The organism is Salinicoccus halodurans (assembly GCF_900114445.1).
In the GTDB taxonomy this organism is placed as follows: domain Bacteria; phylum Bacillota; class Bacilli; order Staphylococcales; family Salinicoccaceae; genus Salinicoccus; species Salinicoccus halodurans.
Genome location: NZ_FOTB01000001.1, coordinates 18,056 through 33,554 on the forward strand (window position 1 = coordinate 18,056; position 15,499 = coordinate 33,554).

Genomic DNA, 15,499 nt, shown 5'->3' on the forward strand with positions numbered 1-15,499 from the left:
GTTTTAGACGTGAATGGAAATTTACAATATCTGTTTCCTTCCGATGCTGTCAAGGGTAATTGAGTGGGTGGTGTTGCTGCTGAAGACCTCGGAATTTTTATTCGCAAAAAATGAATAAATGAATATTCGAAGGATAGGCAAAAAGAATACCATATAGCGAATATGAGAGGAGGGACCCTTATGCAAAAAACTTTGGATGCTGCAGATGTGAGAAAGAAATGGAGTAGTTTCAATGATGACGTCATTCATTCGGGGCCTCGTTTTGTAAAGTGGAACAGAGATGAGAGGGCTGCTTTGAACACGGATCACCTGGAATCGATATTAGAGTCTTTTTCGCTGGAAGTTGACCTATATACTGAAGATGATGGGTCAAAAACTGCCTCTTTATCCGGATTTGATTTAGTGGAAAATGGTGAAACGGAATCAGAAGCACTGGATTTACTGACTGAAGAATTGATTGGTTATGCAGAAGAATACCAGGATAACAGGATAATTTTAATATGTATTTTAATTCCCCCAACAGACAGCCCCACTTCCCCTATATTTTGAAAATCTTATCCCGAGATTCTAAAGAAGGAGTCAAATCTCTTATCCGATACCGAGTTGGAGAGAAATAGAAGGTCCTGCCGGAGAGATGGGTGGGAAGATGGAAAGAGATATTGAAAAAACAATTGAAAGTAACAGAGGAATACTTCAATAAGACCAAATGGGGTCCGTTGAAGTATTTTTTATTGGTGAAATGTGGCAAACGCAGAAATCAACAATACCCACATTTTATTTTACAGATAAACTTCTTTATTGTGCTAAACTGCCCCGTATCATAGAATTGATTCGGAGGCGATACAATGAACAAACAAAATAATGACTATACACTACATAACCCCACCGGAAAGAAGCGGATGGGTCTTGCTTTACTCCTCGGGCTGCTTGCCATCATGGGACCGCTCAATATTGATATGTATCTGCCGAGTTTTCCGGGCATTGCGCGGGACTTGGGAACCAGTCCATCACTTGTACAGGTTAGTCTGACTGCCTGTCTGCTCGGTCTCGCATTCGGGCAGGTCGTCATCGGGCCGCTCAGTGATGCACAGGGGCGGAAGCGGCCTTTATTAATAGCCACTTCGCTGTTTGTAGTGTCATCATTGCTCTGTGCGGTGGCGCCGAACATCTATGTGCTGATTGCCGCAAGATTCCTGCAGGGGTTCACAGCGTCAGCCGGCGTCGTGCTCTCCCGGGCGGTGGTGCGCGATGTGTTCAGCGGGAGGGAACTGTCAAAGTTCTTCTCTCTCCTGATGGTCATCAATGCCGTTGCACCGATGGCTGCACCGATAGCGGGCGGCGCCATATTACTGCTGCCGTTTGCCAGCTGGCATACCATATTCCTGTTTTTGGCTGTCCTGGGAATCATGATCGTGATCATTGTTGCCGTGAGCCTCAGGGAGACGCTGCCTCCCGCGCAGCGGATACCAAGTTCAGGAGCTGCCACACTCCGCACAATGGGCGGACTTATTACAGACCGCTCATTCATCGGCTACGCAGTTCTCGTCGGATTCGTCCACGGCGGAAGCTTTGCATATGTGTCCGGCACGCCTTTCATCTACCAGGGGATTTACGGTGTGTCACCCCAGGCTTTCAGCATACTGTTCGGAATAAATGGCATCGCCATCATTATCGGCAGTTTCCTCATCGGACGTCTGGGCGGTGTCATCCATGAAAAAAAGCTGCTCAAGACTGCTGTCATCATTGCGGTCAGCGCAACTTTTATTCTGCTTATCATGACGATTATAGAAGGCCCGCTGGCGACCATTGTGATACTGATCTTCATCTATATGACGACGATGGGGATGACAATCACCAGTACGTTTACCCTAGGCATGTCCGAACAGGGTCACCGGGCGGGGAGCGCCAGTGCCGTTTTGGGTATGCTGCCCTTATTGCTCGGTGCTGTATTCTCCCCGCTGGCAGGTGTGAATGAGGCCTCTGCAGTACCGATGGGGGTCATTCTGTTCAGCACGTCAACCATCGGTCTGATCGCATTTTTCAAATTGATTAAATAGACTTGTACACGGATGTATTTCATTCAGATGAAGTTTTGTAAAAGAGGGTATGGAGGAAGAGGTATAAAATAAAGAGACAGAGGTGGCACACATGAACGATCTAAGACTATTGCTTGATCTCAGTAGAGAAGAAGATAATCTATATATCGAAACGGGAAAGAGCTGCCGGGCGATGTTTCTGATTGACGGATTCGCCTCATATGGCGGTCATGTCGACTCTTTCACCGATGAGCCTAAGGTGATTACACTTGAAGCGGGCGGCAAAAATATTTTGAGCAGTATTACGCAGGTCGATGTCGACTACATGCTCACGATAAATGTCATTACATTTGAGGAGACTCACGTCGGCATACATGAATTCGAGAATAAAAAGCTCGGTAACATTGAAAAAGTGGGGGAGAAGTTATATGAAATCCCTCTCAAAGAGACGTCCTCGATCAAGAATGGATCGATTGCTGGCACCTTATCCACCGGCTTCTACGCCCTGGAATATGATGATTCACAGGACGATTTCCCGCTGTCCACCAACAGGCTCCTGGTATTTCTGTATGCCGAGAAGGAGAGGGTGTACCGGTCGGGGATTTTGGACAATGAGGAATACGATCCATTCATCGGGGAAATCAACCGCTTCATGGAAGAATATGATGTTGAATTCGAACAGTCCGAAGGTACGGAACTGATCCTGAGCACCATCTATCTCATGCGGGAATATCTGAACCAGGAGTGGGAGCAGATATATGAGCTGCTTGAAAATGGATGACAGATTGAATTTAATGGCACCGCCACTTTTCGAGTGGCGGTGTTTTGGATTGCCTATATGTTAGATTGTATGGCAAACCGAGAGTTTGACCATGTTAACCCGATATAGCGGTCCTGGGCTTTACAATATCTTAACAGTGCGTTTAGCTTAACTTTATTGTATGAAATGTTATTATATAGATGTGTAATAATATAATTTTGGAGCTGAATTTAATGATAGATATTCATAACCATCTGCTGATGAACGTGGATGATGGGCCTGTTTCTGAAGACGAGGTGCTGAATCTGCTGCATCAGGCGATCGATCAGGGGATTACGAATATTATGCTGACACCGCATCACCATGCAGGATCTTATATGACGCCTAAAGATACTGTGCTTGAAAAGCTGGAAGAAGTTCAGAAACTCATAGATGATAATGAACTGGATATCAATGTCCATCATGGACAGGAAATCCGGATTAATGAGACGATCATTGCTGATCTAAATAGAGGATTCAACACCAGCCTCAACGATTCACAGTACATCCTTGTTGAAATGCCATTTACCGAGCTGCCGCCGTTTTATAATAAAGTGATTGATGAACTGCTTGAAGACGGATATACACCTGTCATCGCCCATCCTGAAAGGTGTGCTGAGATTGCTGCTGATCATGATAAATTGGCCGAACTGGTCAATAAAGGGGCGCTCGCTCAGGTAACAGCAGGTTCCATTACCGGTGACTTCGGAGAAGATCTGCAGGAAACAGGATTGGAAATGGTCAAAAACAATCTGATTCACGTTGTCGCAAGTGACGCACATCATGCGGAAGTGCGTCCGTTCATGCTGAGGAAAGCGTTCGAAACAATAGATGAAGAACTGGGAGAGGAATATTCCGAGAGACTGAAAGACAACGCCCAGAAGATTTTCGCAGATGAACCGGTTTTAGTGGATGGAACGGCAAGAATAAGATAGTTTTTTTACAGAGAACCGGGCATATGGAATGTCTGGTTTTTTATGTGGATGGAACAATGAACTGAAATCAATGTTGCTCAAGCGGCTTATCACATCCACGAATTGAAATTATAGATGTGCAAATGGTTTTACGCATCCATACTTTCAAAGTTAAGACGTGCAAAGACACATCCACCCCACACAAAAAGCTGGGCCTGACATAACAGCAGGTCCAGCTTCTTTATTCCGGTGTATCAATCTGCATCTTCTGTTGTCAATTTCGCTATGCCAATGCCGGTGTATCCTAAAATGATTGCGAAAATGAATCCAGTGTAGCAGAGGATTGCCCACGGTGCATAGCTCAAAGTAGACACGCCGAGCACACCGGCCATATAGACACCGGCGGATGACCATGGAATCAGTGGCACAACTACGGTGCCCGAATCCTCCAAAGTTCTTGAAAGGTTCTTTGCATGAAGTTTCTTGTCCTTATAAGTATCTTTGAACAATTCACCAGGTACGATGATGGAGAGATATGAGTTCCCCGTAACCAATGCCATGGTAATGCAGGAGAGTACTGTTGAAAGGATGAGATCTCCCGTCTTCTTTACAATTCTGAGCAATGCATCCATGATGACATCCAGTGCACCGGATTTTGTAATGATACCGGCGAATGCGAAGGCGCTGAATGCAATGAGTATGACGCTGGTCATGGACTGCATGCCGCCCTGTGTCACAAGTTCGGTCACTTCAGATGGAACCGTATCCGGGCTGAACCCTTCTTTGACGATCATCGAAACATCAAACCCTGTTACTGTGGAGGCGAAGACATCAGTGAATGAAAAACCTTGATAGACTATGGCAATCGCCCCGGCCACGATGGACGAAAAGATGATTGTCGGTAATGTCGGCTTCTTCCGTATGGACCCATATAGTACGATTACCGGCGGGAGCAGCAGAAGAAGGTTCCAATTGAACATTTCACTCAAAGTCGCCATCATACTGCCCATTTCTTCCGGTGCAGTGATGTTTTCTGCAGACAGGTTGAATCCGACAAAAAGGTAAATGATCATGGATAAGACGGCGGCTGGTATGGTGGTGTAGAACATGTGCTTGATATGTTCGTACAATTTGCTTCCGGCCGCAATCGGTGCCAGGTTCGTAGTATCGGAAAGCGGCGATAGCTTATCACCGAAATAAGCGCCGGCAACGACAGCACCCGCTGTAGCAGGGAGTGATACACCAAGCCCCGTAGCTATACCCATCAATGCAACTCCCACGGTGCCTGCCGATCCCCATGATGTCCCGGTGACGATGGAGATGATGGCGGAGACTATGAATGCTATCAGTACTATGAACTGTGGATTGATCAGTTCCAACCCGTAATAGATCATCATCGGAATGGTGCCTGAAATCATCCACGTGCCGATCAGTATTCCGATGGAAATCAGCACCAGTATAGCGGGCATGGCCATATTCAACTTCTCCTGGATGCCTTTCAGCATCTCATCCCATTTGACGCCGAGACGCATTGCAATGAACCCGGCGAAGATGGATGACAGGATCAGAAGCGGTTCCGGGCTGAGGCCGTATACCCCGTAACCGATGGCTAAAAGCAACAGCATGACGATGATAGGCAGACAGGATTCGAATAACGTCGGTTTTCTTTTCATTGTTTTTCCCCCAATGTTTACTATTCAAAAGTACCTTTTACGATGACTTCTCTTTCTTTGAGCATATGCTGACCGTTCGCAAATACATGGTTGATCTCGAGGGTTTCCTGGTCCAGCAGAAGAAGATCGGCATCCATGCCTTCCCCGAGACGCCCCTTGTGCTCAAAACGGAGTGCGGTTGCTGTATTTACTGTGACAAGTGCGAGCGCCTCATGTAACGGTACACCGTGATTCTTTACAGAGTCGGCCACCTGTGCGAACAGCAATTCCTGATTTGCCACGCCGAATCCAATCATTTCCCCTTTGTCATCGAATACGGGCAGGCTGCCGTTGCCGTCGGATGATACGGTCAGGTGTTCAAGATTCCCGCCGTTATTTTTGAAGTATTCAATCCACTCCGCAGTATGATCATCAGCTGTAATATCGACATATGACCCCCTGTGCGACAATTCTATCGCCTCATCGACCAGCTCTTTGCTCCGTGTGATATGCGTCGCATAAATGTTAGTCGGTGGAATTTCATAGTCATCAATCAGTGCCCTTAAAAAAGCCAGACGCTCTTTGCCGATGCCTACATGGAAATGTGTGACCCCCGCCTTTTTACTAAGCAGACCGCCGATTCTGGCCTCGGCGGCCAATTTGGCAACTTCGTGTACAGAAGGCTGGGCCGACCTGGAATCCGAAATCGCAATTTCCCCGGCCCCAATGACTTTATCTATCAGAATGACGTCATCTTTGACAGAAGAGGTGATGGTAGGCGTCGGTATATGATAATTGCCCGTATATATGTAAGCAGTGATTCCCTCATCCTCCAGGGCTCTTGCTTTTGCGAGCAGTGAAGTCATATGGCGGGTGGTCCCGTCAGTACCGAGACAGCCGACAACAGTCGTTACACCGGCCTTTATTATATTGCTCAGCTGCAGTTCAGGCGTGCGTGTCGCAAAACCGCCTTCACCGCCGCCGCCTATGAGATGTACATGCGGATCGATTATGCCTGGTGACACAATCATGCCTTCTGCATCAATAACTTCCACGTCGAATAAACGTCCAAGTTGCTCCTCATCGATATCCCCGATTTTTATGATGATCCTGCCGTTCAGCAGAACGGATTTCTTTCCAACGTGTTCAGGGGCGTAGATATCCCCGTTTTTAATTAATGTAAACATGTTATCCTCCTTGTTGTTTAAATCATCAAAATTGTTTGAATAATAGGATTGTACACCTTGTTTAAAGATAATACAACCCAATACAACCTATTAAAAAGAAATAAAAGGAATGGGACTTTTATTCCATAGGGTGTAAAATAGAGGAATACATGACTTTATAGGAGTGTGCATCGCGTGGACAAGAGATTATTCATAATTGGGATACAGGAAGAAAACCTGGGTTCATTGAGAAAACAGATGGAATACATATTCGGGGGCAGGATGCCGGTCATAGGCGTCACATTGAAGGACCTCACTCACGGGGCGATTTCACCAGGTGATGTGGTGCTGCTCTCATCCTATGAAATCGGGGAGATTGTGAAACCCTTTCTTCCGGAATCATGTGAGGTGATCGTTTCCAGACGGACGGTCAATATCGTGAAGCTCAAAAATATCATCACCATGCAGAAAACTTCAAAGTTCATGGTGGTAAATGATAATCCGGCCGCGACTCTGGAGACGATTGAAGACTTGGAAAATGTTCTGCCCGATCATGACTTCCTGCCTTATATGGCACATGAACCGATGCCTGAAAACTTTGATTTCATCATTACACCCGGTGAAGCGAACCTCGTCCCGACAAAGGCATATCAGACATTTGATATCGGCGCCAGAGTCGTTTCGATAGAGACTGTGATGGAACTGAAGGAAATATTCGAGCTGGAGATGAAAGATTCGCTTTTGATGCAGTACTATATCAAAACAATGGTGCATCTGACGGCGAAAAGAAGTGAGAATACGCCGGTAAGCATTGCCGATCAGAATAAAAACAGGACCTTCTCCGGGATATCGACAGAATCGCCGCAGATGCAGTCCACAATTAGAATTGCGAGTCAGATGGCTAAAACTTCAAATATCATCCACATTACCGGAGAGACAGGGACCGGCAAACAGATGCTGGCGGAGATGATCCATAATGACTCGGCCTATCATGATATGCCGTTTTACATATACAGCGGTGCTGACAAAGATCCGCAGTCGATTGATAATGAATTATTCGGAGGAGAAGGGGAGAAACATCAAGGGATATTGAGAGAGGTTAACCGTGGTACTGTGTATATTAAAAATATCGACAGCATCCCGTACCAGCTCCAAAACAAGCTCGCCAACTACTTTGATGCGAATGCCGGCAGTTCGGACGTCAGGATAGTGACCTCCTCGATCGATGATCTGTGGGAACTGTATAAAGGCGACATCATCAGCCAGAAGCTGTATTCATACTTGTCGTCCTATATTTTAAAAGTCCCTTCCATTTCTGAAAGGAAAGAGGACATCCCTGTGCTGATAGATGATTTCAAAAACCATTTCAACAGGACAGAAATGCAATTTTCGGAGAGGGTCATGAATGCATTTGTCCGGTATGACTGGCCGGGAAACGTCAGAGAGCTTTATAACCTTATCTCATATTGCGTGTGTCTGAATCAGAAATATGTAGAAATAGATTCGCTGCCGATATTCTTCAAGGGTCTCGAGAACGATTATGATAATAGGGCAGAGGACGGATTTTTGGATACAGAAGCGGTCATCAACAAGATAGAAAAGCATGGTTTCCTCTCAGAAAGCATCCAGCTGTTAAACATCTATGAACAGGGCAAAAAAGAAAACGCCTCATATGGCAGGGGGAAAGTGAGGCGCCTGCTGTTGGAAGAAGGCATCAAAATGACTGACCAGCAGCTGAGACTCAGAATCGGGATACTGGATGAACTGGAACTGTTGAACGTTCGCATCGGCAGGGCGGGGACAACCATTTCAGAAAAAGGCGAGAAGTTCCTGGAAGAAATGAATGAAAGTAGGGGATGAGTGGCTTTCCGCATCTATACTTTCAAAGTTAAGATGTGCAAACACCCATCTCCACCCCCCGCATCCCTACACAAAAAGCTGGGCCTGCCATAACAGCAGGTCCAGCTTTTTCATTTCACATCACAAATCTATCTAACTCACGATTTGCCTCTCGGCCGTGTCTTGTTGAAACCGAACATTTTGATGACATGTTTGACAACCGGCGTGTGCAGCAGCATGAATTCGAACACCCGCAGTACACGCTTGATGCGCTTCGGTTCCTTTATCAGGCGGTACAGCCATTCGAGCTGCAGTTTGATCCATATCTTCGGCGCGCGCTGGGCTTTGCCGCTCAGTACGTCGAAGCTGCCGCCGACGCCCATGAAGACGCCTTTATCGAATTTATCGATATTATCAGCAATCCAGCCTTCCTGACGCTGCATACCGAGAGCGACGAGCACGATGTCCGGATTGCTGTCGACCACCATCCGGGCAATGCTTTCGTCAGCCGGATCGAAGTAGCCGTCATGTCTGCCGGCAATTTTCAAGCCGGGGAATATCTTCTCCGCATTTTCGACTGCCTTCTTGTTGGAGTCCTCCGATGCACCCAGGAAGAACACACTGTAGCCCTGTTTCGCCGCATGATCCAGCATATGATACATCACATCGATGCCGCTGACCCGTTCAGGCAGAGGCTGTCCCAGCAGCATGGCCGCATTGACCACGCCGACACCGTCTGCCAGTACATAATCCGCAGATTGCACAACTTTCTTAAATTCAGGATGATCCCGTGTTTCGATGACGATTTCAGGGTTCGCAGTGACGATAAAGCATTTATTCCCATTCGCAAGATCAGGGTAGACGATATGCTTCAGAAAAGCATTCATCGACGTGTTGAAAAAGTCGATATCCATCACCGTAACCGTTTTGTAGGTCCTGCCCATCGCGTTCACCTCTTTTCTTTCTGTGAACATGTAAACGTTCATCTTTTCCTTTTAAATTCCCTTTTTGGTAATAAAGGCCGGTGGCCTCTATAGAACTTCCGTATCATTTTCAGTGACATTGTCCATATGCGTCCACATAGGCGTCTCTTCGCCTTCAACCAGACCTCTGTACCAGACGTTGTTCCCGACGAGCACCGTCTGATCCACATTGAATTTCATTCCGGCATGGTGTTCGAGTGTCTCATGCACATATTGCGCCGGACCGCCCCAAGGTTCTGTGGCCGTGAATCCGGTGTCGTTCAGAATGAACTCCTTCTTATCCGCATCCACGAAAGTGAGCGCGTGCGATGATGTTTCGTCGGCTCTAATCCAGCCGATGACACCGTCTTCTCCGCTCGGTTCTGTACTGAGCAGGTAGAAGACTTCAAAATGGTAGGTCGCTTCACGTTTGACATAATAGACATGCTTTTTATATTGGCTCGCATGACGCTTGTTCCGATCGCTGTCCGGCGCTTCGAAAATATCCGTGCTGTCGCCTTTAAGATGGGCGAGCCGGCTGACGGGGCGGATGGTATAGCCGTGGGAGCGTTCCAGTTCCTCATCGTCATCCAGCAGCATCAGGTTGCCGAACTGCTTGTACTCGGCTTCACCGGGATCTCTGTCCATCACTTTCTGGCGATAGTCATTCCGTTCTTCTTTTGACATGGAACGCCATTTGGACAGGAAGGATTCGTAGAGCGGAAGGACATCCTTCACTTCGCCGAATGCCTTCACCCGTCCGAATTCGAGCCACAGGATTTTATTGCAGAAACGTTTCATCTGTCCGATGGAGTGGCTGACGAAGATCATCGTCTTGCCCTGATCCTTGAACTCCATCATCTTCTTGAGACTCTTTTCGGCAAATGCCCGGTCCCCGACGGAGAGTGCTTCGTCGATGATGAGCACATCCGGGTCGATGTTGACGCTGATGGCAAACCCGAGGCGGGATTTCATTCCGCTGGAATAGGATTTGACCGGCATGTCGATGAAGTTCTCAAGTTCGGAGAACTCGATGATGTCCGGTTCAAGTGCTTTGATGTCGTCTTTTGAAAAGCCGAGCATCAGACATTTGAGTTCGATGTTGTCCCGTCCCGTGAGGTCTTCATTCAGACCTGCCGCGACCGCAATCAGTGCCGTCTGGCCGTTGACCTGCACATCACCCCGTGATTCAGGGACGATGCCGGCAAGTATATTGGACAGCGTCGACTTTCCGGAACCGTTGATGCCGATGAATCCGACAACGTCTCCTTTATCTGCTTCGAAATTCACACCATTCAATGCAAAGAATTCCCTGCCGTGCTTTTTCGGGCTGACGAGATCCATAATCCGTTCTTTCTGGCTGTCATACACTCTATATTTTTTTGCGACGTCTCTCGCTATAATTGCTTTTGTCATACGAATCCCCTCTTATAGATAATCAATGAAATTCCGTCTGAACTTCACGTGCAGCATCGAGCCGGCGAGCATCATGAGCAGGATGACACCCCAGAAGTAGAGTGACAGCTGCCAGTGCGTCACCAGATACCATTCGGTCCCGAAGAATACGGCACGGTACCCTTCAATCAGATAGAGCAGCGGATTCAGCTGCATGATCTTCATGATGAGCGGGAAATCCGACAGCAGTGACAGGGGCCACAGAACGCCCGACACATACAGCATCATGCGGAGCAGTGAGTTCAGCAGCAGGTGCACATCACGGACCAGTGTCGACAGCGTTGACGTGATCAGTGAAAAAGAAAATACTAAGGCATAGGTCCCGATCACGAAATAGATCAGCTGCAGATAGTAGATGTTGATGGGATACCCTGCAATCTGGAACACCACGAATGCCAAAAACAGCATGATGACGTGCGTATAGAATTTGGAGAATATCGTAATGTTCGGTATGGCACTGAGCGGAAAGCTCATCTTGGAGAGCATCTTGAGCCGCCTGTATATGGACTTCGACGCCTCGATGCTCCCCTGGAAGAAGAACGTCCATACAATGAAGCCGATGGCGAGCCAGTAGAAGAACGGAACTTCCGTACCGCCCATTTCAATCGGTGCCCGCTGGCGCAGCGTCCCGAATACGAACCAGTAGATCATGATGCTGATCACCGGTGTGAGGACTTCCCACACAATGCCGAGATAGTTATTCTGGTTTTTACTTTTCATGTCGTACAGGGACATCCTTCTTATTAGATAGAAGTTTTTAAACTGTTCCTGCAGTACAATCCATAAGGATTTCATTCTTGTCTCACAACCATTCCATTCATCGTTGTTGAATTATACAATTTTATTTTTCAAATGACAAACGACATCCTCCATGACCCGCTGTGAAGCCGCGCCGTCCTCGAGATAGCTGAACCTTTCCCGGAATGCTTCCAGGTCAAACTTTGATTGGTCCGGGTGCTTTATTTCTTCTATCAGATTGTCGGTCGTCTTCACAAGCGGCCCGGGGGCATTGGCTTCGAAATCGAAATAGAAGCCCCTGAGCTTATCCCGGTACTGATCGATGTCATAAGTATAGAAGATCATCGGGCGGCCGAGCGTCGCGTAATCGAAGAATACGGACGAGTAGTCGGTGACGAGCATGTCGGAGATGACATACAGGTCGCGGATGTCTTCATGCTTTGAGAAATCATACAGGAAACCATTATACTGCTTTAGGTCGAGATTTTCACTTACGAGGTAGTGCATCCTCAAAATGATGATGTAGTCATCGGATAGTTCCCGGTACATTTTCTCCGTATCGAACTGCAGGTCGAACTTGTATCTCCCGCGTGCGTGGAAGCTGTCATCCCGCCACGTCGGAGCGTACAGGATGATCTTCTTGTCCTGCGGCAGGCCGAGCGCCTCTTTTATATTTTCCGCCGCTTTTGGATCACTGCCCGAAAATAAAAAATCGTTCCGCGGATAGCCCGTCTCAAGGACCGTTTTGTCAAAACCGAATGCCCGCCTGAAAATCTCCGTGGAATAGCGGTTGGGGGAGATGAGATAGTCCCATTTGGACGCTTCCTTCGTAAAATTTCTCCGGTAGCTTTCCGTATCCGTCCCCGGCATATGGACGGTTTCTATATCTCTACCCAATTTCTTGAGGGGTGTACCGTGCCATGTCTGCAAATATGTTGTACCATGGGGTTTTGGTATCCAGAGCGGAAGGCGGCTGTTCGTGATCCAGAGCGTCGCCTTGTTCATGTGGATCATCCACGGAAGCGAGAAGCGTTTTACATATGGGATGTTTCTCTCCTCGAACAGGTGGGTACTGTTTCTGTCTGCGCTCCAGATGAGCGTGTATTCCGGATGATGAGCCGACATATATTCATATAATGCCCTCGGATTGTCACTGTACTGTTTTCCGAGAAAACTTTCGAACATGATGAGCGACTGGTCTTTCTTTACTGTTCTGCCGCACAGGGCGAATAGTTTCTTATAGAGGAAAAATGCTGCTTTTTTTAAATATTTCACTAAAATCACACCTAAGAATTATACTTTTTCTGAATTTATGTTATAATCATTAATAATCTTTACAAAAGATTAACCTTATCTTTACAATTATACCATGTCCACAGGGACATTATACCAAAGGTGCAAAGGTATATTGGGAGGAATTAAAATGAAAAACCAAAATGTTAGAGAATTTAAACCAAAGAGAAAAGTAATCACTTACGGCACATTCGATCTGCTCCATATGGGACACATCAATATTCTCCGCCGTGCAAAAGAACGCGGGGACTATCTGGTAGTTGCTGTATCATCCGATGAATTCAACAAACTCAAACATAAAGAAGCATATTACTCATATGAAGACAGAAAAGCAATCCTTGAAGCAATCAAGTATGTAGACGAAGTCATTCCTGAACACAACTGGGGTCAGAAAGTCAAAGACGTCCAAAAGCATGATATCGACGTGTTCGTCATGGGTGACGACTGGAAAGGCGAGTTCGACTTCCTGAAAGAATACTGTGAAGTCGTCTACCTTGCAAGAACAAGCGGCGTTTCAACTACGAAGACGAAGCAAGAGCTGTCCAAGCAACATGGTTAGGGAAGCGGCAATCAATCTGTATCTTGCCATTACAAAAGTGATCTTCAATCTATTCAGATCACTTCCGGTACAGAATAAAACAGTGATGATTGCATCTTTTGGCGATAATATTCAGTATGTTTTGGATGAAGTACATGAGCGTACTTCATCCAAAATTATTTTACTGAAAGATTCCAGATGCAGCTACACTTTCAGAAACGCCGATGACAAAAATACTATACGCTTCATCCCGGTAAACATCCCCGGCACAGTGAAGGGGCTCTATCACCTCGCCACAGCAAGACACATCTTCGTCGACAACTATCAGGTCGTGCTGGCCTCATGCGATTTCAAAGAGGAACAGACATGCGTCCAGCTGTGGCACGCAGACGGGGCGGTCAAACTGTTCGGCTTCAAAGACAAGGCAACCGTCGAACGGACCGCATCTGCACAAAAGAGATTCAAGCAGGTATATGACAATTTCCATAAAGTCGTTGTCAGCTCCGATGATATGGGTTGGATCTTCGAAGAAGCATTCGATATCAGCCATGAAAATCTGCTCAAGACCGGCATGCCGCGCACAGACTTCTTCTTCAACGAAGCCAAAATGGAACGGGCGCAGGAAAAACTCCACACACAGATGCCGCAGCTCGAGGACAAACAGGTCATCCTGTATGCGCCGACATTCAGGGAAGGACATTTCAAAGTCGACGATCTCCGCCTCAATATCAAGAATCTCAAAAAAGGACTGTCCGAAGACCACCACCTGCTGCTGAGACTCCATCCCGCAGTCACATCAGGCGGCGAATGGGACGACGACTTCGTCACCGACGTCTCCCGCGGATACGACATCTTCGAACTGCTCGCCATCACAGACATCCTCGTCACGGACTACTCATCCATCCCGTTCGAGTTCGCCATACTCGGCCGGCCGATGATTTTCTATCCGTACGACCTCGAGGAATACGTCACCACCCGCGGCATCTGGTTCGACTACGAAAAATTCGTGCCCGGCCCCGTCGTCTACCACTCAGCCGAAATGATCGACGTCATCAGGACAGAGGAATTCAGACTCGAGAAAGTATTGCTGTTCGACGAAACATGGAACAAATACGCAGACGGCAAATCGACAGAAAAACTGATCACCACTTTATACAAAGACGCAGCCAGAAGATGATCCCGGCTGCGTCTTTTGCGTTGAGTGGGGGACTTCACGATGAACGAAGGCCGATAAAAGGAGTTGTCGGCCTTCGTTTTCTGTGCACGACGTCCATATGAGGCATCATCCGGCCTTCGTCGCGCGGACGACGTCCATATAAGACAGTATCCGGACCTCGTTGAAGCAGACGAAGTCCATATAAGGCATCATCCGGCCTTCGTCGAAGTGGACGATGTCCATAAAAGACGGTATCCGGACTTCGTCGAAGTGGACGATGTCCAGATAAAAATAGATGAGCATGCAAAAAGGGAATCACGTTGGCGTGATTCCCTTTAAATATATCTGGTATTAATGGATGAAGTTATGTGAAGAAACTTCGTAAGATCCGATTGTTCTCATTGTTTTGTTGCCCGGACCGCCGCCCCAGTTCATTTCAGAAACGAGGATGGAGCCGTCGGAGTTGATTTTCTCAACTACAGCTACGTGGCCTGAGCCCCAAGCGCCGTTAGTCCATGCATTGGACTGTACAATGGCACCGACAGAAGGGGAGTTACTTACTGACAGACCCTGGCTTCTGGCAGCACTTGCCCAGTTGGAAGCATTGCCCCATGAGTTGCTGACAGGTTTGCCCATTTGCTGGCGGCGTTCATATACATACCATGTGCAGTCTCCATCAAGGTACCAGTTTTCACCGTATGATGCAGGCGCAGGAGCTTGAGCTTCCTCTTCGGCCTCTGCTTCTTCAGCAGCTGCCTGTTCTTCAGCTTCGCGTTGCTCTGCAGCCTCTTGCTCGGCGATTCTCTGTGCCTCAGCTTCTTCCGCCTCACGTTGCTCTGCAGCCTCTTGCTCGGCGATTCTCTGTGCCTCAGCTTCTTCCGCCTCACGTTGCTCTGCAGCCTCTTGCTCGGCAATTCTCTGTGCTTCAGCTTCCTCAGCTTCACGCTGTTC

The 15,499-nt window shown here is 47.4% G+C and carries 16 protein-coding genes; 9 read left to right on the top strand and 7 right to left on the bottom strand.

Going from position 1 to position 15,499, the window contains the following annotated elements; all coding sequences use genetic code 11:
* Positions 1–180 precede the first annotated feature (180 nt).
* From BM271_RS00100 to BM271_RS00120, 5 genes are all read left to right on the top strand, one after another.
* Positions 181–549: a hypothetical protein gene (locus BM271_RS00100; RefSeq protein ID WP_052749827.1), complete on the top strand. Its 369-nt coding sequence runs from the start codon at positions 181–183 to the stop codon at positions 547–549.
* Positions 501–617 (top strand): hypothetical protein, encoded by a 117-nt coding sequence (locus BM271_RS14635; RefSeq protein ID WP_082103647.1) that lies wholly within the window; start codon positions 501–503, stop codon positions 615–617. Before BM271_RS00100 ends, BM271_RS14635 begins: the two co-directional genes overlap by 49 nt.
* 228 nt (positions 618–845) lie before the next feature.
* Positions 846–2,057, top strand: a complete 1,212-nt coding sequence (locus tag BM271_RS00110) for a Bcr/CflA family efflux MFS transporter (protein WP_046789628.1) — start codon at positions 846–848, stop codon at positions 2,055–2,057.
* A gap of 91 nt (positions 2,058–2,148) precedes the next feature.
* A complete protein-coding gene (locus BM271_RS00115; RefSeq protein ID WP_046789629.1) occupies positions 2,149–2,817 on the top strand; it encodes a hypothetical protein in 669 nt (222 codons plus the stop codon).
* Positions 2,818–3,029: 212 nt separating this feature from the next.
* Positions 3,030–3,770, top strand: coding sequence for a tyrosine-protein phosphatase (locus tag BM271_RS00120; RefSeq protein WP_046789630.1), 741 nt, complete (start codon positions 3,030–3,032; stop codon positions 3,768–3,770).
* A gap of 233 nt (positions 3,771–4,003) precedes the next feature.
* Here BM271_RS00120 and nhaC read toward each other — a convergent pair whose 3' ends face one another.
* Together nhaC and iadA are read right to left on the bottom strand one after the other, a co-directional pair.
* On the bottom strand, positions 4,004–5,422 hold the full coding sequence (gene nhaC, locus BM271_RS00125; RefSeq protein WP_046789631.1) for a Na+/H+ antiporter NhaC: 1,419 nt from the start codon (positions 5,420–5,422) through the stop codon (positions 4,004–4,006).
* Positions 5,423–5,442: 20 nt separating this feature from the next.
* A complete protein-coding gene (iadA, locus tag BM271_RS00130) occupies positions 5,443–6,588 on the bottom strand; it encodes a beta-aspartyl-peptidase (RefSeq protein WP_046789632.1) in 1,146 nt (381 codons plus the stop codon).
* Between the two features lie 174 nt (positions 6,589–6,762).
* Here iadA and BM271_RS00135 point away from each other — a divergent pair, with 174 nt between their 5' ends.
* Positions 6,763–8,427 carry a sigma-54-dependent transcriptional regulator gene (locus BM271_RS00135; protein ID WP_046789633.1) on the top strand — a complete coding sequence of 555 codons (1,665 nt, stop codon included), beginning with the start codon at positions 6,763–6,765 and terminating at the stop codon, positions 8,425–8,427.
* Positions 8,428–8,564: 137 nt separating this feature from the next.
* Here the strand turns inward: BM271_RS00135 and BM271_RS00140 are convergent, their stop codons facing one another.
* The 4 genes from BM271_RS00140 to BM271_RS00155 are packed head-to-tail and all read right to left on the bottom strand — an operon-like array spanning position 8,565 to position 12,836.
* Positions 8,565–9,380 (bottom strand): WecB/TagA/CpsF family glycosyltransferase, encoded by an 816-nt coding sequence (locus BM271_RS00140; protein WP_046789634.1) that lies wholly within the window; start codon positions 9,378–9,380, stop codon positions 8,565–8,567.
* 57 nt (positions 9,381–9,437) lie between these two features.
* Entirely contained in the window at positions 9,438–10,784 is a 1,347-nt protein-coding gene (gene tagH, locus BM271_RS14615; protein WP_046789635.1) for a teichoic acids export ABC transporter ATP-binding subunit TagH, read from the bottom strand.
* A gap of 12 nt (positions 10,785–10,796) precedes the next feature.
* Positions 10,797–11,618: an ABC transporter permease gene (locus BM271_RS00150; RefSeq protein ID WP_046789636.1), complete on the bottom strand. Its 822-nt coding sequence runs from the start codon at positions 11,616–11,618 to the stop codon at positions 10,797–10,799.
* A gap of 36 nt (positions 11,619–11,654) precedes the next feature.
* Complete coding sequence (locus tag BM271_RS00155; RefSeq protein ID WP_046789637.1) at positions 11,655–12,836, bottom strand: CDP-glycerol glycerophosphotransferase family protein; 1,182 nt, start codon at positions 12,834–12,836, stop codon at positions 11,655–11,657.
* Positions 12,837–12,984: 148 nt separating this feature from the next.
* Here BM271_RS00155 and tagD point away from each other — a divergent pair, with 148 nt between their 5' ends.
* From tagD to BM271_RS00170, 3 genes are all read left to right on the top strand, one after another.
* Positions 12,985–13,413, top strand: a complete 429-nt coding sequence (gene tagD / locus BM271_RS00160) for a glycerol-3-phosphate cytidylyltransferase (RefSeq protein WP_046789638.1) — start codon at positions 12,985–12,987, stop codon at positions 13,411–13,413.
* Positions 13,406–14,569 carry a CDP-glycerol glycerophosphotransferase family protein gene (locus BM271_RS00165; RefSeq protein WP_046789639.1) on the top strand — a complete coding sequence of 388 codons (1,164 nt, stop codon included), beginning with the start codon at positions 13,406–13,408 and terminating at the stop codon, positions 14,567–14,569. The genes tagD and BM271_RS00165 overlap by 8 nt, the downstream gene beginning before the upstream one ends.
* Positions 14,570–14,632: 63 nt before the next feature.
* On the top strand, positions 14,633–14,887 hold the full coding sequence (locus BM271_RS00170) for a hypothetical protein (RefSeq protein ID WP_074924515.1): 255 nt from the start codon (positions 14,633–14,635) through the stop codon (positions 14,885–14,887).
* Positions 14,888–14,899: 12 nt separating this feature from the next.
* Here the strand turns inward: BM271_RS00170 and BM271_RS00175 are convergent.
* Positions 14,900–15,499 (bottom strand): CHAP domain-containing protein (locus BM271_RS00175; protein WP_143544899.1); only part of this gene is annotated, 600 nt, incomplete at its 5' end.